This is a genomic window from Nitrosomonas sp., from assembly GCF_019635155.1.
In the GTDB taxonomy this organism is placed as follows: Bacteria; Pseudomonadota; Gammaproteobacteria; order Burkholderiales; family Nitrosomonadaceae; genus Nitrosomonas.
Genome location: NZ_JAHBZY010000005.1, coordinates 35584 through 55981, shown reverse-complemented (window position 1 = coordinate 55981; position 20398 = coordinate 35584). Strand labels below are relative to the sequence as shown.

Below are 20398 nucleotides of genomic sequence, written 5' to 3'. Positions count from 1 at the left end.
TACGCCCGGCATTTGCGCCGCTTCGTGTCAACCAAAATCACCTATCCGGTGTTTTATGCAAACTATCGACTGCCACAAGCCGCCGTTTAGTAACAAATCCCAACAGGCACTGCGAACACTTTAACCGCTCATAGGACTGACAATCATGAACGATCTGATTTGCTTCGATAAAATCATCGTCGAGAAACCCACTGTTACAAAATATGGCTTCCATACCCACTATATCCTGGAGAAAGACGGCGAGCGTAGCGCTTGCGAATTACGCAACAAGTACGAAGACAGCATCGAAAGTGACAATGCGCAGCACTTCGCCAATCTGACGTGCGGTCTTACGGCGGTCAATTATGGGCTTTATACCCGGGAAATCGTGTTTGAGTTCGATCTCGGACCGCAGGAAATCCGCTTTTTTGAGGATATGTTAAAGAAAACGAGCATCGAAATTTTTGTCAGCCGTTTTTATCAAGACCCGGTGTTTATCAAACCGGAATACGCCGCATCGGAATCGGATGTCACGTTAGCCAATGCCTCGTGCAAAGCCCGACTGATTGCCGGCAGCGGGCACGACTTGACCGGTTTCGAGACCGATCCGAACAAGATAGTGGTGCTATCGTCCGGTGGCAAAGAGAGCTTGCTGTGCTACGGTTTGCTCAAGGAAGCCGGGATGGATGTCTATCCGGTATATATCAACGAATCCGGCGGGCATTGGCGCACCGCGATAACCGCTTATCGTTCGTTCAAGCAGAACGATATCCGCACCCGCCGCATCTGGACCAATGCCGACCGGCTGTGGGCATTCATGGTGAGGCATTCACCGCTGGTCGAAACCAATATCCGCGGCATCAAGTCGATCACCGATCCGCTGCATTTCTTCAGCTTCGCTTATTTCATTTTCTCGTCGTTGCCGTTGATGGAGCAGGAAAAAATCGGTAATGTCTGCGTCGGCAACGAATATATCGAACCGACCAAGATACTCGACGGCCGCAACCGCATCAACGATGTCGATTTCTTTCCGGGGATTTACGATCAAAGCCAGGAATACGACCGCTACATGACCCGCTGGTTTGGCGATGCCGGTTATGGTATCCGGCAGTGGGCGCCAATCCGTTCAATTACCGGTTATCAAGTGCAAAAAACACTGGCCAAGCATTATCCGGAGCTATTCGAATTGCAGGTATCGTGCCACCATGCGCACAAAGGTAGCGACAGAATCATGCCATGCGGCACCTGCCAGAAATGCATGCGTATTCTGTCATTCTGCCTTGCCAATCATCTCGATTATTCCAAGATCGGTTATGACCAACACAATGTCAACTGGTTGAAGGCGAATATCCATAAGCTGGTTCTAGCCGGTGACGAAGAGCTGGAACATACGTTTCATCATTTAAGCAAGTACGGTTTCCCGGTTAGCGGTCACTATCACAGTCATATCGAAAAACTGCATTTCGACCCGCATTCATCAGACACCGAGAACATCCCGTCCGACGTCCGCCATAAAATTTATCCGCTGCTGTTACGCGAAGCAGCCGGCGCTATTCGAATGAATGCTGACAGGCAATGGGAACCGGTCGATATTCATTCATTGTTGAAATAAAAATTCACCGGATTCAGTCGCTGAAAAATCGCTTCAGCACGCGGATCATGAAATCATGATCGCTCACTCCGGCACTCTCGCGCACACTGTGCATCGCCCACATCGGACAACCGACGTCGACGCTGCGGATGCCGAGTTTCGCTGAAGCAATCGGTCCGATGGTGCTGCCGCACGGCAGATCGCTGCGGTGCGAGTAGCGCTGATAAGGCACTTCCGCATCTTCGCACCAACGGATGAATTGCGCGGCGGATACGCTTTCGGTGCTGTAACGCCGGTTGGCATTGGATTTAATCACTGGTCCCTGATTGACAAACACGCGGTGATCGGCATCGTATGAGGCGGGAAAATTCGGATGAAAAGCGTGTGCCATATCGGCGCTGATCAAAAAACTATTCGCCAAGGCGCGCACGGTATCTTCGCGATCCATCGCGGTGGCGATGCAAATTCGCTGCAAAGTATCGGCAAGGAAACTGCCGGCGGCGCCGACATGGCTCTCGCTGCCGACTTCTTCGTGATCGAAAAACGCGCATACCAGCGTACTCTGTGCATCACTCATCACGGCATCGCTAAGCAACGCTTGCAACCCGGCGTGACACGACGCCAGATTGTCGATCTGGCTGTCGGCATAGAACTCCCGGTTAGCGCCCCATACCGCACCTTTCTGGGTATCGTAAACCGCCAGATCCCACGACAGGATTCGCGCGGCGGCGATACCACTGGCTTGCTCCAGCAATGCCAGAAAATACGGTTGCGGTAATTGTTCGCCGGTTAGCTGCGCGAGTAGCAGTGGCAATTCATTTTGCTTATGAAGCTTTAAGCCATCCTCATTGACGCCGCGGTTCATATGAATCGCCAGATTCGGCAAGCGCAATAACGATTGATCAAAACGCACCATCCGGTACGATAGCTTGTCGTGCTCATCGAGATAACTGATGCGGCCCGCAAGACTTAAATCACGGTCGGTGAATGTCGCCAGGATCGGTCCGCCGTAAATTTCGACACCGAGCCGGGCAAAGCCATTGCTCACGGTAGCTGCATGCGGCCGGATGCGAAACCCCGGCGAATCGGTATGCGCGCCGACAATTTTAAAACCCGCCTCAGCCGGTGCTTGATTGCCCAGCACAAACAATACGATCGACGAATCATCGCGCTTCACATAATAGCGCCCGCCTGCTTGCAACTGCCATTTAAAGGTTTCATCGAGTTTGACAAATTGAAAGGCTTGTACGGTTGCCTCAACCGCAGCGACAGCATGCCAGGGACTCGGGCTGCGATCGATGAAATTAAGTAAATCTTGAATCGGATTATTTGGGGTTATTTTGGCTGTCATGATCATTCATGAATTTATATTTTTTGGATTGCCGACAATGGATCAATGGCTGCAGTCCAAATATCGGTTATTTTTTAACTGACTCTTTCATTGCGCAATGATGCATTTTCATTTCTCAGAAATTCGTTATAATGCCATCTATTGAATTGAGCTAATTGATAAATCAATTACTTAGATAACAAAAAAACAATTCATGTATCGGATTAATTATGAACGCTAGCGCAATGATACGATAGATTAAACTAAAACCATTATATAGCGACAACAATCCGATCCACTTGTTACGATTATCATTTTTTTAAGTATAGCTCTTTTTAATAAACAGATTTTTTACCTGAATAAATGTATACCTGTAGGAATAAAAATTATGAATAATAAGTTACATCACTTGGTTATTTTATTTTCCGCTACCGTAGGGATATCGGTATCGGCTCAGGCAACGACTTTACCGGTGCTTGAACTTGAAGGCGCTAAGGAATATGCACCATTGATGGTTGCCAGCGATGATCCTGATAATTGGATCGCGCCGCTGGGCTCGCCGTTTGATGGCGTGGCGAAGCTGTTGTTAAGCCGCAGCGACGGTGATTTTGGCTGCAGTGGTTCGTTGCTGGGCGGTGGCGCTTTTCTGATGACCGCGGCCCACTGTGTCACCGACGAGAACGGTAACAATGTGCTCAATTCCGCCACCGTTTCTTTCAAGGGCGGCGCGGTAACCACCACTTCTTCCGAGGCTTTTGTTTTTCCCACCTGGAATGGACATTCGCTAGGGGACAATAACGACATCGCGATTCTCAAGCTGGATACGCCTGTTGATTCTATTCCCGGTTTCGGACTCGCAACCGATAACCCGCTTTTCCAACCGGTGTTGCATGCCGGTTACGGACTGATCGGAGACGGTTTAACTGGCGCCATCCCTGGTACTTTTGGCACGTTGCATTACGGCTATAATGTCTATGACGCCGCTTGGAGCGGCGGCAGTTTGGCGTATGACTTCGATGATGGTACCGCAGCACATGATGTGTTGTGCATCATATCCGGAACTTGTGACGTTGGCTTGCCGTTTCCCAATGAAGCAATGATTGCTTCCGGCGACTCCGGCGGCCCCAGCTTTATTATCGAAGGCGGTGAATTCAAACTGGTGGGCGTGCATTCGTTCGGCGCCACGTTTGGCTTGGGCTTCGGAGACATTGACAATGATTTGAATTCCTCTTTCGGTGAACTCGGCGGCGATACCTATTTACTGCCAAATGCAGACTGGATTGCAAGCATTACCGCTGTGCCCGAACCTGAAACTTATCTGATGCTGCTAACAGGCTTATTCGCCATTGGCACAATCGTTCGACGCCGTAAAAATCAACATTCGGCTTAGTATCCTTAGTCTTATCACAATTTAATGGGAGATATATTCAAATGAAAAATATTACATACGCAACCATCTTCGGTACAGCCGTTCTCGCCCTGTCCGGAATAACTCAAGCCGCCACCATCACCTTTGACGATCTCGCGCCTACCGGTAATGGCATTTCTACTGCCGTCACTTCGGATGGTTTTAATTTTGTTGGCGATCATTTCCATATCATCGATACCCCTGACTCGAGAGTAGTATCAAGCGGTTCAAATTATCTCTCAGCCGAAGCAGCATTGGGTCTAGGCAGATCAGTCACAATGTCGCACGCGGGTGGCAGCTTGTTCAACCTGATCGGACTCGAAGTGGGTGAGCTATGGTTACCTAGCGAATCGTTAAACGACTTCTCTGACGTGATCCTAACCGGCAATCAGTTTGGAGGTGGGGTACTCAGCACCACCATTCATTTAGACGGGATACGCGATGGCGTGGGTGGAGTCAACGACTTTCAATCGGAAGCCATCGGCTGGACGAACTTGGTGTCTGTAACGATCACGGGGATGAATAGTTCCGGTGCCTTTGGAGATTACTCGATCGATAGTATCAATGTATCATTAGTTCCAGAACCTGAAACCTACGCGCTGCTATTAGCCGGATTAGGTGTTGTCGGTGCATTTGCACACCGTCGTAAGGTTGAAGGCTGAGTTTTACTAAGCTAAGCACCGTAGCGGCTTTGTTAGCTGCTGCCAGTTGCTCGCTCTTAAAAAAATACCCCGCGATTGCGGGGTATTTTCATTAGACGTTTACAAATATCGCTGGCAATTTTCATTGCACCAGCTATATTCCCTGCAATTTATTGATATCGAATTGCCATTTGAGTGGATCCTCAACATTGACAACGCTATCCGATCCTTTTGATAAATCCATAATTTCAATAGGTATATGAGCGTTAGCGCGCGTGGAAAAAAATATCTTGATAATCGGTGTTGTCAGATTTTTTTTCGATTGTTCGATAATCACACCCAAGCGCCCAGATTTTAATTTGACGAGTGTACCATTCGGATAAATTCCGATAGTTTTTACAAAAGCATGAAACACGGTCTCGTCGAAATGCCCGTCTTTCCATGAAGCCATCTTATGGATAGATTCCGCGGGTGACCAAGCTTTTTTGTAACAACGTTCCGAGCTGATGGCATCATAGACGTCACAAACCGCCCCCATGCGGGCAAACAACGTTAACGCGTCACCAGACAACTTATCCGGGTAACCTTTCCCATCCACTCGTTCATGATGGTGTAAACATACATCCAGTGCCGACTCCTTCACCTGATAGCATGACTTGAGAATTTCCCAACCACGCCGAGGATGACTTTTCATAATCGCAAATTCTTCATCGGTTAATTTTCCCGGCTTGTCCAATACTTCGCTAGGAATCACCATTTTCCCGACATCATGCAGCAATCCGGCAACACCCGCTTGCCTGAGTTGCTCACCTTGCAATCCCATTTGTCTTCCAAGCGCGACCATCAACATACAGACCGCCACAGAATGCAAATACGTATATTCGTTAGCAGTTTTCAACCGTGCCAAGCTTAACAAAGCATTCGGATTGCGTTCCATGGATTGATTAATTTCATCCACCAATACAGTTGCTTCCTCGATCTCCAGCGCTTTACCCATGCGAACATCGGTAAACATGCTGGTGACCGCTTCTTTCGCTTTACTATGGATTTTTTTTGCTTCATGCATTTCTTCCTCAATCGAAACCGGCGCCTGAAGTTTTTTGACCGGCTTCGCAGGCTCTGCGATGGATTTAGTGGGCTCCGGATTGCGTTCGAGACTTTTGACATCCAATCCCTTAGCGGTATCAATCCATATCTCGTCGAAACTGCAACCGAGCAATTTATCCAAATCCTTCTGTTGTTCCAGCTTAAATGATTTTCTCCAGAAGGGATGCTCCAGCCAATTTCCACGCAATTCATGGATATACATTCCTAATCGAACTTCGTTAGCCTGAACTTTTTTTATCATAAACAAAATCACACTAGAAAAATAATCAGTCGACAAAGCTTGCTTCGAGCCAGCCTCAGAGTTTAATACGATACCTACCGGTTATTCTTTTTATAACGTAGTGCTTGCCAAACAGTTCTAACATCAACCAGTTCATGCTGAATCAGCAAGGTGATAGCAATCTCTTCGATTGCAGCATATAAGCAAAAAATAGCAGCCACTCTAATCGGCCAATCCAATAGTTCCGTAAAAAGCAAAACATAGCTTACTACGGATATCGCCACCGCCAGCTTTACACTCCACGTATGATAACTGCTGATTGTGCGGAACTTGACGAAACTGACAACCACTGGCAGCGTGAAACTCAATACGATGATCGACCAATAAAATTTTTCCCGGACAACAATTTCCGGCCATAAAATCCAGGCACAAATCGCCATGGTGGTATAGATAAAGAAATCTCCCCAGCTATCGAGACGTGAACCCACCGCAGTTATTTGATTAAGCAATCTGGCCAAAAAACCATCCAGTACATCTGTAAATACTGCGAATAACAATACACCTATAAACCAACGAGGTTGATGAGTAAGCGCAAAGTAAAATAAAAACGGTATTGTCAAAATGCGAATCAAGCTTACCAGATTAGGAATATTAATTATCTGATTCTTTGTATGATTCATGACTCTTCCCTGAAAGTTAAGATTTATTCTTTAAAATCCTCCAGTGATAAAGAATGTATGTCATTACAAGATCAATGACAACAAAAATAAAAACAAGAAATAGTATGTCTACTGGCGCAAGAGCAAAACTATGCTTCATCATTACAGCCGGGAGTAACGATTCCGGCACTTGATCAAGCAGGAATGCCTTGCTGCTTGATTTCATTCCCAAACGGCGTTTTATGAAACTCGATAGCAAATCGCCGAATATTGCGAATACTGCAATTTGAAAACCCGTCTCAAGAGAATGCTCTAGCAGAAAAGCCGCAATCGATGTTGCCAGTAATGCAGCTATAATTCCTCGCCAGGTTTTTGAAGACCCAAAAATACGATTGCCGTCTACAAATTTTGCACCAAAATCTATTGCAAGGTCTAAATGATCCTTCAGTAGCAACCGTACCAATACTGGCGCACCATTTGCGGTTATAATTAAAAACAGCAATTGTAAAAATTCGATCGGCAATATCAATAATCCATTTTGAGAAATATGCTTTTTTTCGCTCGGTCTTTTGATCCGTTTGAGAATTAATGACTCAGGAACCGTATGACCGGCTTATCTCTGAAAGTGCTCACCTATAATATTCATAAAGGATTCAGTGCGAGTAATCTTCGCTTTATTCTTCATGAAATTAAGAGTTCCCTGCGGCATATCAATGCCGATATAGTTTTCTTGCAAGAAGTTCATGGTGAACGCAATATCTCCGACAACCGTTTTGACGATTGGCCAAATAACCGGCAATTCGAATTTCTAGCAGATCAAGTTTGGCAGCACTTCGCTTATGGTAAGAATGCCATTTATAAATCAGGGCATCATGGAAATGCCATTCTAAGTAAATATCCGTTTATCGAATGGGATAATATCAATGTATCACTATTACGATCGGCCAGCCGGAGTTTGCTGCATGGAACAATTCAAATCCCCGGCACCAACCTGAAAGTTCATATCATTTGTGTACACCTCGGTTTATTTGGACTGGAAAGAGAACATCAACTCTCCACATTGGCAAGACGTATCAATTCGCATGTACCATCTGATGAACCATTAATAATTGCGGGAGATTTTAACGACTGGCGCGGTCGGGCGGAGCACTATCTGTATCGTGATTTGGGCGTAAAAGAGGTTTTCAAAACTACCAATGGCACTTATGCCCGCACATTTCCCTCTTGGCTTCCAGTATTATCAATGGATCGTATTTATTTCCGTGGTCTCGATGTTATCAATTGCAATTTCTTGCATGGTCAGCCATGGCGCCGCATGTCTGACCATATCCCGTTATTTGCCGAGTTCAAATTGACTTAGAAGAATGTCAACAAGATTTCATCCTGTTGACATTCTCACTCAGTGCTTTATAACAGTTTCGATAATCTGCTCTTCAGGGCCGGATGGCAATGACGGTTGGGAAATAGATGCCGGGAGCAGCTCCGGTTTGTGTTCCAATGCCAAATCAAGTACTTGATCGATCCATTTAACAGGGTGGATCGTTAATTGATTTTTTACGTTTGCTGGTATGTCAGCCAAATCCTTTTCATTTTGCTCAGGAATAATAACAACTTTGATACCTCCACGATGGGCTGCAAGTAATTTCTCTTTCAGCCCCCCGATTGGAAGCACCTCACCTCTTAGAGTGATTTCCCCGGTCATAGCCACATCTGCCCGCACAGCTATATTTGTCAGGACCGATACCATTGCAACACAAATCCCAATTCCTGCGCTTGGACCGTCTTTCGGCGTTGCGCCTTCCGGTAGATGTATATGAATATCGTTCTTTTGATAAAAATCTTCCGGCAATCCAAATATATGGGCACGACTTCGAACCACTGATAATGCCGCTTGTATGGATTCCTGCATCACTTCACCCAACTTACCTGTTGTGATGGTCTTCCCTTTACCAGGCAGCACCACTGCCTCGATAGTTAATAATTCGCCCCCGACTTCCGTCCATGCCAAACCAGTAACTTGCCCAATTTGATTTTTTTCTTCAGCAATGCCATAGGTAAAGCGGCGCACACCCAGAAATTTATCAAGATTCTTTGATGTCACAGCTACTTTGCCTTTCCCTTTCTTAAGTAATAATGCTTTTACAGCTTTTCGGCAGATTTTTGAAATTTCTCGCTCCATTGCCCGAACACCTGCTTCTCTCGTGTAATATCGAGCAATATCTCTTAATGCAGACTCTGAAACGGTCAATTCACTATCTTTAAGTCCATGATTATGCATTTGCTTGGTTAGCAGATAGCGAGTGGCAATATTTAATTTTTCGTCTTCCGTATAGCCAGATAATTTGATCACTTCCATGCGATCAAGAAGAGCGGGAGGAATATTTAAGGTATTAGCAGTTGCCACGAACATTACGTCTGATAAATCATATTCCACTTCGATGTAATGATCTACGAAAGTATTGTTCTGTTCAGGATCAAGTACTTCGAGCAATGCAGATGATGGATCACCTCGGAAGTCCATACCCATTTTATCCACCTCATCAAGCAGAAATAATGGATTTTTGATCCCCACTTTGCTCATATTCTGCAAGATTTTTCCCGGCATGGACCCAATGTATGTCCGTCGATGTCCGCGGATCTCCGCTTCATCGCGCACCCCTCCAAGCGACATGCGTACAAATTTCCGATTCGTCGCACGTGCAATGGATTGTCCCAGTGATGTTTTACCAACACCTGGAGGGCCGACTAAGCAAAGGATGGGGGCTTTCATTTTGCTTACACGTTGTTGAACAGCCAGATATTCTACAATTCGTTCTTTAACTTTCTCCAAGCCGTAATGATCTTTTTCCAATGCATTTTCTGCTGCTTTTAGGTCTTGATTGATTTTATTTTTCTTCTTCCACGGCAAAGCAACAAGTGCATCAATATAGTTACGCACAACGGTCGCTTCAGCAGACATCGGCGACATCAACCGCAGTTTTTTTAACTCGGATTCCGCTTTAGTGAGTGCTTCTTTAGGCATCTGAGCGGCTTTTATTTTTTTCTCTATCTCTTCAATATCCGCGCCATCTTCGCCTTCACCCAGTTCCTTCTGAATGGCTTTTACCTGTTCATTCAGGTAATAATCACGCTGACTTTTCTCCATTTGCCGCTTAACCCTACCACGTATTCTTTTTTCCACTTGAAGAATATCAAGCTCTGTTTCGAGCAAGCCTAACAAATGTTCAAGACGTTTCGAAACATCAAATATTTCAAGAACCTCCTGCTTCTGTTCCAGCTTAAGTGGTAAGTAAGCCGCAATTGTATCGACTAAACGTCCTGCATCGTCAATACCACCCATTGATGTAATGATTTCTGGAGGTATCTTCTTGTTAAGTTTCACATATTGATCGAACTGTGTCAGGATAGCACGCCGCATCGCTTCCGCTTCCGGATTATCAGCCACATTAACTTCGATTCGTGTAGCCCTTCCTGAATAATGAGTCTCGGAATCAATCAACTCATGAATACGTGCGCGATAATTGCCTTCAACTAAAACCTTGACCGTTCCATCGGGAAGTTTGAGCATCTGCAGTAAGCTGGCAATACTACACACTTCATAGAGATCTTCAGGAGCAGGATCATCCTTCGATGCGACTTTCTGAGCAACGAGAAGAATATTTTTATTTGATTCCATTGCCAACTCAAGCGCCTTAATCGACTTGTGTCTTCCGACAAATAGTGGAATGACCATATGTGGAAAAACCACCACATCTCGCAAGGGAAGCAACGGCAATATCAACTGCTCGGAATTTTCTAATAAAGAATTCATATCGGCTTAATAAAATTTATAACTGTTTGGAAAAATTTGCGCTATTGAGAAACATAGAATACGCAAAATACACTAGCATATAAGTACCGGTTATAATCGAGCAATTAGACGTGTAAATACGCAATAATTATCCTTTATCGCAATTTCTGTAAAAGACGTTATGAAAAAGCTTAGTAATACCCTAATATAACTTTTACACAACTTCACTAGCTGACTTTCATTTAGAACGCTTAGCTACTTTGGGTTGGTCCGAATAGATTAAGATCGGTTTAATATCATTACTTGATGCGTTGTGATCAATTACAACTTTCGAGACATTGTCTAGCGATGGCAAATCGTACATGATATCCAGCAGTATCTCCTCCAAAATAGAACGAAGGCCACGAGCACCTGTTTTGCGGGACAAAGCGCTTTTTGCAATAGCTTTAAGTGCTGGTTCCCTAAATTCAAGATCAACTCCTTCCATGTTGAACATCTTCCAATATTGCTTAACAAGCGCATTCTTTGGCTCTGTAAGAATCTGAATTAACGCCGCCTCATTAAGTTCTTCCAATGTAGCAACCACAGGTAAACGTCCAACAAATTCAGGTATCAATCCGAATTTCACAAGATCTTCGGGTTCAACCTGTTGCAAGACTTTATTTACATTACTACGTGTAGTATTTTTTACTTCAACACCAAACCCGATTCCACCTTTCTCAGTGCGTGCCCTGATCACCTTATCCAATCCATCAAATGCGCCACCGCAAATAAATAAAATGTTTGTGGTGTCGACTTGAATAAATTCTTGATTAGGGTGCTTCCGACCACCTTGCGGAGGAACCATTGCAACTGTTCCCTCGATCAGTTTCAGAAGCGCTTGTTGTACACCTTCACCAGAAACATCGCGTGTTATTGAAGGGTTATCGGATTTACGAGAAATTTTATCAATCTCGTCAATGTATACAATACCTCGCTGTGCTTTCTCGGCATCATAATTACATTTCTGCAACAATTTTTGAATAATGTTTTCGACATCTTCACCAACATAACCAGCTTCCGTTAATGCAGTTGCATCGGCCATGATAAACGGCACATCCAACAATCGAGCCAGCGTTTGCGCAAGTAATGTCTTGCCAGACCCTGTCGGCCCTACCAGTAATATATTACTTTTGGATAGCTCGATATCATCACCTTCATCCGATTTTACGACATTCCTCAGACGTTTATAATGATTATAGACTGCAACTGAAAGTATCTTTTTCGCCGATTCTTGTCCGATTACATATTGATCGAGTATCTGACATATTTCACGTGGTACGGGTAAATTAGATTTAACTAATTTCGTAGCTTCATCACCCTGCATTTCTTCACGAATAATGTCATTACAAAGATCAATACATTCATCACAAATAAATACCGAAGGACCTGCAATGAGCTTTCGCACCTCATGCTGACTCTTGCCGCAAAAAGAACAATAAAGAAGTTTTTCACCACTCGTTTTGTCTGGCATATTCTTTTCCCATCGTAATCGAGTTTAACGACCCGTATCCTAAATAAAATTGAAACAAGCAAATCCTACTACTTAAGAAGCACTTTCATCTCTATGCGACAATACTGCATCAACTAAACCGTAATTAACTGATTCAATTGCACTCATAAAGTTATCACGATCCGTATCCTTTTCAATATCTGAAACAGGGCGTCCTGTATGTTTTGCTAAAATTTCGTTTAAACGACCTTTAAGGTATAAAATCTCTCGGGCATGTATCTCTATGTCCGATGCTTGTCCTTGAAAACCTCCCAGCGGCTGATGAATCATGACGCGCGAGTTCGGCAAGCAATGTCTTTTTCCTTTCGCTCCGGCAGTTAGTAGCAATGCTCCCATACTTGCAGCCTGCCCAATACACAAGGTACTAACATCCGGTTTTATATACTGCATGGTGTCGTATATCGCCATACCAGCAGACACCATCCCTCCAGGAGAATTAATATAAAAATAAATATCTTTTTCTGAATTTTCAGATTCAAGGAATAATAACTGTGCAACCACCAAATTTGCACTTGCTTCCGTAACTGGACCCACTAAAAACACAACTCTTTCTTTTAGTAATCGTGAGTAGATGTCGTACGCCCGTTCACCCCTTCCGCTCGTCTCAATGACCATTGGAATTAATCCCAGATTCATTGGTTCCATATTTCTCACATCATTATTGAGTTGAATCATTTCAGGAGATCCCCATGAGCTCATCAAAAGTTACTGATTTGTCGCTTTGCTTTATTTTCTCCAAAGCCCAATTTACAACATTTTCTTCTAATGCAAGCGCTTCCGCTTCCTGCAAGCGCTCTGAAGAGGCATAATGCCATTTCACTACTTGTTCCGGATTCTCATAACTCTGCGCCACATCCTCGATAATACTGCGAACTTGTTCGGATGTAGCTTTAAGCGCATGTTCTTTAACAAGCTCTGACAAAATAAGACCTAACTTAATACGGTACTCTGCTTTTCCTTTAAATAAATCAGCCGCTAGCGGGATCTCTTTGGATTTCATTCCACGTGCTTCAAGGTCATTCTTCGCATCCTGCATTAACCGTTCAATCTCTTGATTAACCAAAGCATTGGGCGCTTCCAGTGGAGTACTATCCAGCAATACTTGCATAACTTGCTCTTTAAGTTTTGTTCTGATTCTTCTGGAAACCTCTCGCTCAAGGTCTTTTTGTATCCCTTCACGAAGCTTTTTCAGATCTCCATCGGCGATACCCAATGATTTAGCAAGCTCAACATCTACTGTAGGTATTACTGGTTCCTCAAGCAAGATAAGTTTCACTTCGAAAGTAACGGTTCTTCCTGCGATATCTTTACCATGATAATCTTCCGGAAAAATGACATCAAATGATTTACTATTTCCTGGTTTCATACCAATCAATGAATTCTCGAAATCTTTAAGAAACTTTCCATCCCCAAGAACCAATTGAACATCGTTACCCGTTCCACCAGCAAAGCCCTCTCCATCAATTGTGCCATGATAATCTATCTTGACCCGATCACTCGATTTTGCCGCTCGGTCAACAAACTGATAGATCGTACGCTGTTTACAAATCATCTCCAGAGTTTTATCAATATCTCCCTCTGACACTTGAACTTTAGGCCGCTCAATGTTGTGTTGACTTAAATCACCCAGGACAACTTTAGGATAGATTTCAAATGTAGCACTAACAGTATATTGCGTAGCATCACCGTCAGATGATTTTTCCTCAAAGCGTGGATAACCTGCGATCTGCAAATTATGCTCCTTGATCGCTTCTTTAAACTCCTTATGCACGGCATCATTTAACGCATCTTGCTGTACTTGCGCTCCGTACATTTGCGTGACTATTTTCAAAGGAACTTTTCCTGGCCGGAAGCCATGCAACTTAGTTGTTTTTGCAATTCGTTTCAATCGATCATCAATCTCATTCTGCAAACCTTCTCGAGAAATCGTGATATCAAAACGGCGTTCCAGCGCACCAAGATTTTCTACATTTGATCCCATTCAAATTCCTGACTGATTAACTATTTTTAGAAATATTCAATTCTTTACTGACAACCACTCATTTAAAAAGCCAAGCTCTCAGCAATTATCCCATTTGGTGCGAAAGGGGGGACTCGAACCCCCACACCTCTCGGCGCCAGAACCTAAATCTGGTGCGTCTACCAATTCCGCCACTTTCGCATTTTCCGATATTTTAAGCGATTATACCTATTAATCCTGCCAACCGCAGCCCGATCATTTAATAGAGGTAGTGTGCTAACAATAAAAAGTTTTGCCGCTGATTCCCTTGCTATCGGAGCCCATCAAATACAGGTAAGTTCTCATTAAGTCATCGGGTTGCCGCATGATTTTTTTGAGTTCACCCGGATGTGTTTTTATTCGTTGAGGTGAATTTACGATGCCTGGCACAATGCTATTGATGCGAAGGTTAGGCATTGCTTCCCATTCATCTGCCTGAATCTTTGTCAATGCTTCAATCCCAGCCTTAGCTACTGCAAAACCACCCCAATAGGCTGCAGGTTGATTACCTTGTGTGCTTGAGGTCATGATGACACTTGCGTCGGGTGATGCTTTAAGCAATGGAAAACATGCCCTCGTCACTGCAAAAGGCGCGATTAAATTAACTTGGAATATCACTCGCCATTGCTCCGGTGTCTGATACTCTAACGGGCTCAAATTATATAGAAGAGCCGCATTATGCAGGATCCCATCAAGCCGCCCCAGTTGCTGTTCGATTGCCTGGCTTAACACGGCATAATCCTTTTCTTCCGCACGTTCGAAGTCTAATGGAAAAATTAATGCCTGAGCTTTACCGATTGTTTCGATTTCATCGTAAACACTCTCTAATTTCTTAACCTTGCGACCGTGCAGTATCACTGTCGCTCCGTGGCGCGCATATGCTAATGCTGCCGCGCGACCCAGCCCCTGTCCCGCGCCTGTAACAAGAATCACCCGATCCTTAAGCAGATCTTCAGGCGCAGAATAATTTTCCAATGCATCCATAATTTAGAATTTATCACGTTAATTTATTTTTCAATCAAAAATAACAGTCGAAAAATCATCGATATTCCTCCGATCAATAAGCAGTATCTATAAAAAAACAGACCCCAAAATAATCGGGGTCTGTTTAATATCATAGAGTTGGGTACTCAGTTATGAACTGCTTCGTTACATATCCATGCCGCCCATACCGCCCATGCCACCCATACCGCCCATGCCACCGCCAGGAGCAGCTTCTTCCTTAGGCAGTTCGGCAATCATTGCATCAGTCGTCAACATCAAACTTGCAACCGATGCCGCATTTTGCAATGCCGAGCGAGTTACTTTCGTTGGATCAAGCACACCCATTGCAACTAAATCACCATATTCGCCGGTAGCTGCATTGTAACCAAAATTGCCTTGTCCCTCAGCTACTTTATTAACAACAACCGATGGCTCATCACCGCAATTGGTCACGATTTGGCGCAGCGGCTCTTCCAGAGAACGCAACACGATTTTAATACCGGCGTCTTGATCGTGATTGTCACCTTTCAGTTTCTTAACAATCGAGATTGTACGCAATAAAGCGACGCCACCACCTGGAATAACGCCTTCCTCAACTGCTGCGCGCGTTGCATGCAATGCATCTTCAACACGAGCCTTTTTCTCTTTCATTTCAACTTCGGTTGCAGCGCCGACTTTGATCAATGCAACACCTCCGGCAAGCTTAGCCACGCGTTCTTGCAGTTTCTCTCTATCATAGTCGCTGGTTGCTTCTTCAATTTGAGTACGAATCTGTTTGACACGGCCCTCAATATTGGCAGCATCGCCGGCACCGTCGATGATCGTGGTATTTTCTTTACCCACTTCAACCCGCTTAGCTTGGCCCAAATCGTTCAAAGTCGCTTTTTCCAAAGTTAAACCGACTTCTTCAGCGATTACGGTACCACCGGTAAGAATCGCGATATCTTCGAGCATGGCTTTACGACGATCGCCAAATCCCGGAGCTTTCACCGCGCAGGTTTTGAGGATCCCACGTATATTATTAACAACCAGCGTAGCCAATGCTTCGCCATCGACATCCTCTGCGATGATCAACAGTGGTTTTCCTGCTTTGGCAACTTGCTCCAGCACCGGCAACAAGTCGCGAATATTAGAAATCTTTTTATCGTGCAACAAGATGAACGGATTATCTAACAGCGCGATCTGTTTTTCTGCGCTGCTAACGAAATAAGGCGACAAGTAACCGCGATCGAATTGCATGCCTTCCACAACTTCCAATTCGTTCTGCAATCCGGAACCGTCTTCCACCGTGATTACGCCTTCCTTGCCCACTTTATCCATGGCATCGGCAATGATCTTACCGATTTCGGTATCGGAGTTAGCTGAAATACTGCCAACCTGCGCAATTTCTTTCGCTGTTGCACATGGTTTGGACAGTTTCTTCAATTCGTCAACCGCCGCCCCTACGGCCTTATCAATTCCCCGTTTCAGATCCATTGGATTCATACCGGCGGCAACAAACTTCATGCCTTCTTTAACAATCGCTTGCGCCAATACCGTCGCTGTTGTCGTTCCATCACCTGCCACATCGGATGTTTTGCTGGCAACTTCTTTCAGCATTTGCGCACCCATATTCTCGAATTTGTCTTTCAATTCGATTTCTTTGGCAACTGAAACACCATCTTTAGTAATGGTGGGAGCGCCATAAGAACGTTCCAACACCACATTGCGACCTTTAGGACCCAATGTTACTTTAACCGCATCGGCCAGAATATTGACACCTGCCACCATTTTATGGCGCGCTGAATCATGAAACTTCACTTCTTTTGCTGACATAACTTTTCTCTCCTAATCTCTCAACAACACATTATCTTTAGCGAGTCGCCGAACCGACGCGATTAACCTTCAATCACGCCCATGATATCTTCTTCTCTCATGACTAATAACTCTTCGCCATGAACTTTTACTGTCTGACCGGCATATTTCCCAAATAATACTTTATCGCCCACTTTCACTTCCATTGGACACAGTTTACCATCGTCACCGATTTTTCCTTTGCCGACAGCCAATATCTCGCCTTGATCCGGTTTCTCAGCCGCAGAATCGGGAATAACAATACCTGAGGCGGTTTTACGTTCATCTTCCAACCGCTTGACAACCACACGATCATGCAAAGGGCGAATTTTCATACTGTTTTCTCCTGTAAAAATAATGGATTTAAAATCTATGCCGTCACGTAACAGCACATAATTTTCTTGGAATTACGAAATAATCAGGGTATCAATCGTTAATAATACTTATTTTAGCACTCTCTAACCATGAGTGCTGATATTAGGGATTGTGCTTGAGAATTTCAAGGGCAGATAGTAAAAAAATTTACGACCCAATTTACAACCTCTTAGATTTAAAACTTATTTGCAAGGAAGGAAATAAAACCGGAATAAAAAAATAAACAACTTCGGAATTATTATCAATCAGTAACGGTAACGGAGAAGGTTTCAGACAACCTGATTCTGCAAGTCTAACTTGCACAACTGAATTGTGCCATTAAAACCGGCTTTGAGTTACATAGTTTGTTATATAAGTCAAACACCACGACCTTGGCAGCGGCATTTGACTTAAAATCTTAGTGTTTATGCGACGCAGGAGACGCTTCCGGTGATGCCTGTTGTTCCGTTACAAAGATTTCCACACGGCGATTCTCCGCTCTTCCTTCCGTCGTGTCATTTGATGTAATTGGTTCATGAGAACCACGACCATCAATATGGACACGATTGATGGATACACCTCGTCCAACCAGATAGTCGCGTGTACTGGCAGCCCGATTAACTGATAAGGGATTATTAATCGCATCGCTGCCAGTATTATCTGTATGGCCCACAATTGTGATGATTGTGTTCGCATTATTAGTCAGGCTTGTTGCGAAGTTATCGAGAATCGGCTTAAAGCCCGGTTTGATATCAGATTTGCCAGAATCAAAAGAGATATCACTGGGAATGTTCAGTTTGAGCCGATTGTCTTCAGTTTGTGAAACTTGTACGCCAGTACCTGCTGTAGCAGCTTCCATTTGCTGTTTCTGTTCTTCCATTTTTTTCGACCATAAATAACCTGCGCCTGCCCCTAGCAACGCTCCCGAACCTGCGCCGATTGCAGCACCTTTTCCACCACCGATGAGCGCACCAATCGCAGCACCGGCACCGGCACCAATCGCGGATCCTTGAGCCGTCCCGCGTTGCGACTCGGACATTGTTGCACAACCACCTAATGTTGCGATAATTGCTGGAATCATAAGTATTATTCGTGTTTTCATAAAAATTTCCTTATTTATAATAGCGAATCGAATTGAAGCAGCAGTTAAGTCAATAATAATATAAGAACTTAAATTACTGTAAAAAAGAAGTATCGCAAAGCTACTACGCGATTAGCTATAACTCGCAAAAACCCCGTAAAACAGTCGATGAGCGCCGCAAGCCGAGAAAATGCTTGATATCAAAAAAATCCAATAGCGTTTTCATCGGCGATAATCCCGCCTCCCAAGCACACTCTACTTTCGTAAATCACAACCGATTGACCGGGCGTCACAGCCCATTGGTTTTGCGCAAAATCAACTTGACAGTGCTTTTGCGTCAAAGCGCTAATTGCGCATGGAGCATCCGCTTGGCGATAACGGGTCTTACCCGCATAAACCCAATTACAATGGGGTGCTTTCCCGCTTATCCAGGTCAAATCCGTTGCAATAAGCGATGATCTTAACAAATCCGGATGATTATGACCTTGGACGACAATTAGCACATTTCGAGTCATATCTTTGGCGGACACGAACCACGGTTCATCGGTACCATCGCGTGTACCGCCGATACCCAATCCTTGCCGCTGTCCGATGGTGTAATACATCAAGCCGAGATGCCGGCCAATCACTTGACCATCGGGGGTTTGGATTTCTCCAGGTTCATGCGGTAAATAACGATTGAGGAATTCGCGAAACGGACGCTCGCCGATAAAACAAATACCGGTACTATCCTTCTTCGAAGAGTTGGGCAGATTCGCCTCTTTCGCGATGATTCGCACTTCGCGTTTGTACAGATGCCCGATTGGAAAAAGCGTATTCGCCAGTTGCGTTTGATTCAAGCGATACAGGAAGTAGCTTTGATCTTTGCTGCCATCTTCGCCCTTCAACAACTGAAAAGATTTGTCGGTTTTGCGTACCTGCGCATAATGCCCGGTTGCAATGTAATCGGCGCCAAGTTTATTCGCATGATCCAGAAAAGCCTTGAATTTAATCTCCGCGTTGCATAACACATCGGGGTTCGGGGTTCGCCCGGCCTGGTAATCTGCGAGAAAATGTGAAAACACCCGCTCTTTATACTCCGCGGAAAAATTCACAACTTCGATAGGAATATCAATTACATCCGCAACCGACACTGCGTCCAGGAAGTCCTGGCGGGACGAGCAATAGTCGTCGGTATCGTCATCTTCCCAGTTCTTCATGAACAAACCGACCACATCGTAGCCTTGCCGCCTCAGCAAATAAGCGGCAACCGAAGAATCAACACCGCCGGACATCCCCACCACAACCCGGTATTTCTTCGCCGAATTAGGATTCATAATGTGTCAGCAATTCCAATGGATAACGCTTACCGGCCTGGTGATCGCGAATACATTGCATGACCAGCGGACTGCGATGCCGATGGCTTTCCTTCATGATTTCATCAAAACTCAACCAAACCGCACGGACAATACCGGTATCAAGCACTCGCAGCGGATCGTGATGCGTCGCCCGGCCACCGAATGCGAATCGGATATAAGTAACCCCGGCTCGCTGCGAATGCCATTGGTAAATACCCAATAAGTACTCGGGTACGAAGGTATACGCGGTTTCCTCGAGTGTTTCCCGGATAGCTCCTTGAATAATCGACTCGCCGGGATCCAAATGTCCCGCCGGCTGATTGAAAAACAAACCGAGCCCGGCTTCCGGTTCTTCCTCGACCAGTAAATATTTTCCGTTTTGTTCAACGACGGTTGCAACCGTCACATTAGGTTTCCAAATCATAGCTTCTAACGAAATGAAAAAAGTAGGCAAGCTACACGTTACTGCAGCGTATATACAAGCAAGATAGTGATTATCGCATTGATGTACCGTTCCCGTTGCGATTAATTGC

The 20398-nt window shown here is 44.7% G+C and carries 18 protein-coding genes and 1 tRNA gene; 4 read left to right on the top strand and 15 right to left on the bottom strand.

Annotated elements, in window-relative coordinates:
- The first annotated feature begins 145 nt into the window (after positions 1–145).
- Positions 146–1591: a hypothetical protein gene (locus tag KF839_RS05020; protein WP_292916741.1), complete on the top strand. Its 1446-nt coding sequence runs from the start codon at positions 146–148 to the stop codon at positions 1589–1591.
- A gap of 13 nt (positions 1592–1604) precedes the next feature.
- Here KF839_RS05020 and KF839_RS05015 read toward each other — a convergent pair whose 3' ends face one another.
- A complete protein-coding gene (locus tag KF839_RS05015) occupies positions 1605–2921 on the bottom strand; it encodes a M18 family aminopeptidase (protein ID WP_292916740.1) in 1317 nt (438 codons plus the stop codon).
- 367 nt (positions 2922–3288) lie between these two features.
- Here KF839_RS05015 and KF839_RS05010 point away from each other — a divergent pair, with 367 nt between their 5' ends.
- Both KF839_RS05010 and KF839_RS05005 read left to right on the top strand, forming a co-directional pair.
- Positions 3289–4290, top strand: a complete 1002-nt coding sequence (locus KF839_RS05010; protein ID WP_292916739.1) for a trypsin-like serine protease — start codon at positions 3289–3291, stop codon at positions 4288–4290.
- Between the two features lie 41 nt (positions 4291–4331).
- Positions 4332–4970 (top strand): FxDxF family PEP-CTERM protein, encoded by a 639-nt coding sequence (locus KF839_RS05005; RefSeq protein WP_292916738.1) that lies wholly within the window; start codon positions 4332–4334, stop codon positions 4968–4970.
- 133 nt (positions 4971–5103) lie between these two features.
- On the opposite strand, the gene KF839_RS05000 is transcribed toward KF839_RS05005, so the two are convergent.
- The 3 genes from KF839_RS05000 to KF839_RS04990 form a co-directional block, all read right to left on the bottom strand.
- Positions 5104–6297, bottom strand: a complete 1194-nt coding sequence (locus KF839_RS05000) for an HD-GYP domain-containing protein (RefSeq protein ID WP_292916737.1) — start codon at positions 6295–6297, stop codon at positions 5104–5106.
- Positions 6298–6371: 74 nt separating this feature from the next.
- Positions 6372–6956, bottom strand: coding sequence for a CDP-alcohol phosphatidyltransferase family protein (locus KF839_RS04995; protein ID WP_292916736.1), 585 nt, complete (start codon positions 6954–6956; stop codon positions 6372–6374).
- A 16-nt stretch (positions 6957–6972) separates the two neighbouring features.
- The gene (locus KF839_RS04990; protein WP_292916735.1) at positions 6973–7458 is read right to left on the bottom strand and encodes a CDP-archaeol synthase; all 486 of its coding nucleotides are present in this window, start codon (positions 7456–7458) and stop codon (positions 6973–6975) included.
- Between the two features lie 81 nt (positions 7459–7539).
- Here KF839_RS04990 and KF839_RS04985 point away from each other — a divergent pair, with 81 nt between their 5' ends.
- A complete protein-coding gene (locus tag KF839_RS04985; protein WP_292916734.1) occupies positions 7540–8295 on the top strand; it encodes an endonuclease/exonuclease/phosphatase family protein in 756 nt (251 codons plus the stop codon).
- 39 nt (positions 8296–8334) lie between these two features.
- Here the strand turns inward: KF839_RS04985 and lon are convergent, their stop codons facing one another.
- The 11 genes from lon to KF839_RS04930 all read right to left on the bottom strand — a co-directional run bounded on the left by lon (position 8335) and on the right by KF839_RS04930 (position 20289).
- On the bottom strand, positions 8335–10746 hold the full coding sequence (gene lon, locus KF839_RS04980; RefSeq protein WP_292916733.1) for an endopeptidase La: 2412 nt from the start codon (positions 10744–10746) through the stop codon (positions 8335–8337).
- 217 nt (positions 10747–10963) lie between these two features.
- Positions 10964–12238: an ATP-dependent Clp protease ATP-binding subunit ClpX gene (clpX, locus tag KF839_RS04975; RefSeq protein ID WP_292916732.1), complete on the bottom strand. Its 1275-nt coding sequence runs from the start codon at positions 12236–12238 to the stop codon at positions 10964–10966.
- Between the two features lie 72 nt (positions 12239–12310).
- Complete coding sequence (gene clpP / locus KF839_RS04970) at positions 12311–12952, bottom strand: ATP-dependent Clp endopeptidase proteolytic subunit ClpP (RefSeq protein ID WP_292916731.1); 642 nt, start codon at positions 12950–12952, stop codon at positions 12311–12313.
- Position 12953: 1 nt separating this feature from the next.
- A complete protein-coding gene (gene tig, locus KF839_RS04965) occupies positions 12954–14258 on the bottom strand; it encodes a trigger factor (protein WP_292916730.1) in 1305 nt (434 codons plus the stop codon).
- Between the two features lie 95 nt (positions 14259–14353).
- Positions 14354–14438 (bottom strand) — tRNA-Leu (locus KF839_RS04960).
- 75 nt (positions 14439–14513) lie between these two features.
- Positions 14514–15260: a YciK family oxidoreductase gene (locus KF839_RS04955; protein ID WP_292916729.1), complete on the bottom strand. Its 747-nt coding sequence runs from the start codon at positions 15258–15260 to the stop codon at positions 14514–14516.
- A 165-nt stretch (positions 15261–15425) separates the two neighbouring features.
- Entirely contained in the window at positions 15426–17075 is a 1650-nt protein-coding gene (gene groL / locus KF839_RS04950; protein WP_292916728.1) for a chaperonin GroEL, read from the bottom strand.
- Between the two features lie 62 nt (positions 17076–17137).
- On the bottom strand, positions 17138–17428 hold the full coding sequence (gene groES, locus KF839_RS04945; RefSeq protein ID WP_292916727.1) for a co-chaperone GroES: 291 nt from the start codon (positions 17426–17428) through the stop codon (positions 17138–17140).
- Between the two features lie 437 nt (positions 17429–17865).
- On the bottom strand, positions 17866–18549 hold the full coding sequence (locus KF839_RS04940) for a YiaD family glycine zipper/OmpA-like lipoprotein (protein ID WP_292916726.1): 684 nt from the start codon (positions 18547–18549) through the stop codon (positions 17866–17868).
- Between the two features lie 179 nt (positions 18550–18728).
- Positions 18729–19844 (bottom strand): tRNA 2-thiouridine(34) synthase MnmA, encoded by a 1116-nt coding sequence (gene mnmA, locus KF839_RS04935; RefSeq protein ID WP_292916725.1) that lies wholly within the window; start codon positions 19842–19844, stop codon positions 18729–18731.
- The gene (locus tag KF839_RS04930) at positions 19834–20289 is read right to left on the bottom strand and encodes an NUDIX hydrolase (RefSeq protein WP_292916724.1); all 456 of its coding nucleotides are present in this window, start codon (positions 20287–20289) and stop codon (positions 19834–19836) included. The genes mnmA and KF839_RS04930 overlap by 11 nt, the downstream gene beginning before the upstream one ends.
- Between the last annotated feature and the right edge of the window lie 109 nt (positions 20290–20398).

Bases quoted from the DNA above. Each gene is read 5' to 3' on its own strand.
- tig (WP_292916730.1), bottom strand. From the start codon at position 14,258: ATGGGATCAAATGTAGAAAATCTTGGTGCGCTGGAACGCCGTTTTGAT.
- clpX (WP_292916732.1), bottom strand. From the start codon at position 12,238: ATGCCAGACAAAACGAGTGGTGAAAAACTTCTTTATTGTTCTTTTTGC.
- lon (WP_292916733.1), bottom strand. From the start codon at position 10,746: ATGAATTCTTTATTAGAAAATTCCGAGCAGTTGATATTGCCGTTGCTT.
- clpP (WP_292916731.1), bottom strand. From the start codon at position 12,952: ATGATTCAACTCAATAATGATGTGAGAAATATGGAACCAATGAATCTG.
- KF839_RS04940 (WP_292916726.1), bottom strand. From the start codon at position 18,549: ATGAAAACACGAATAATACTTATGATTCCAGCAATTATCGCAACATTA.
- groL (WP_292916728.1), bottom strand. From the start codon at position 17,075: ATGTCAGCAAAAGAAGTGAAGTTTCATGATTCAGCGCGCCATAAAATG.
- mnmA (WP_292916725.1), bottom strand. From the start codon at position 19,844: ATGAATCCTAATTCGGCGAAGAAATACCGGGTTGTGGTGGGGATGTCC.
- KF839_RS05010 (WP_292916739.1), top strand. From the start codon at position 3,289: ATGAATAATAAGTTACATCACTTGGTTATTTTATTTTCCGCTACCGTA.
- groES (WP_292916727.1), bottom strand. From the start codon at position 17,428: ATGAAAATTCGCCCTTTGCATGATCGTGTGGTTGTCAAGCGGTTGGAA.
- KF839_RS04995 (WP_292916736.1), bottom strand. From the start codon at position 6,956: ATGAATCATACAAAGAATCAGATAATTAATATTCCTAATCTGGTAAGC.
- KF839_RS05005 (WP_292916738.1), top strand. From the start codon at position 4,332: ATGAAAAATATTACATACGCAACCATCTTCGGTACAGCCGTTCTCGCC.
- KF839_RS04985 (WP_292916734.1), top strand. From the start codon at position 7,540: ATGACCGGCTTATCTCTGAAAGTGCTCACCTATAATATTCATAAAGGA.
- KF839_RS05015 (WP_292916740.1), bottom strand. From the start codon at position 2,921: ATGACAGCCAAAATAACCCCAAATAATCCGATTCAAGATTTACTTAAT.
- KF839_RS05000 (WP_292916737.1), bottom strand. From the start codon at position 6,297: ATGATAAAAAAAGTTCAGGCTAACGAAGTTCGATTAGGAATGTATATC.
- KF839_RS05020 (WP_292916741.1), top strand. From the start codon at position 146: ATGAACGATCTGATTTGCTTCGATAAAATCATCGTCGAGAAACCCACT.
- KF839_RS04955 (WP_292916729.1), bottom strand. From the start codon at position 15,260: ATGGATGCATTGGAAAATTATTCTGCGCCTGAAGATCTGCTTAAGGAT.
- KF839_RS04930 (WP_292916724.1), bottom strand. From the start codon at position 20,289: ATGATTTGGAAACCTAATGTGACGGTTGCAACCGTCGTTGAACAAAAC.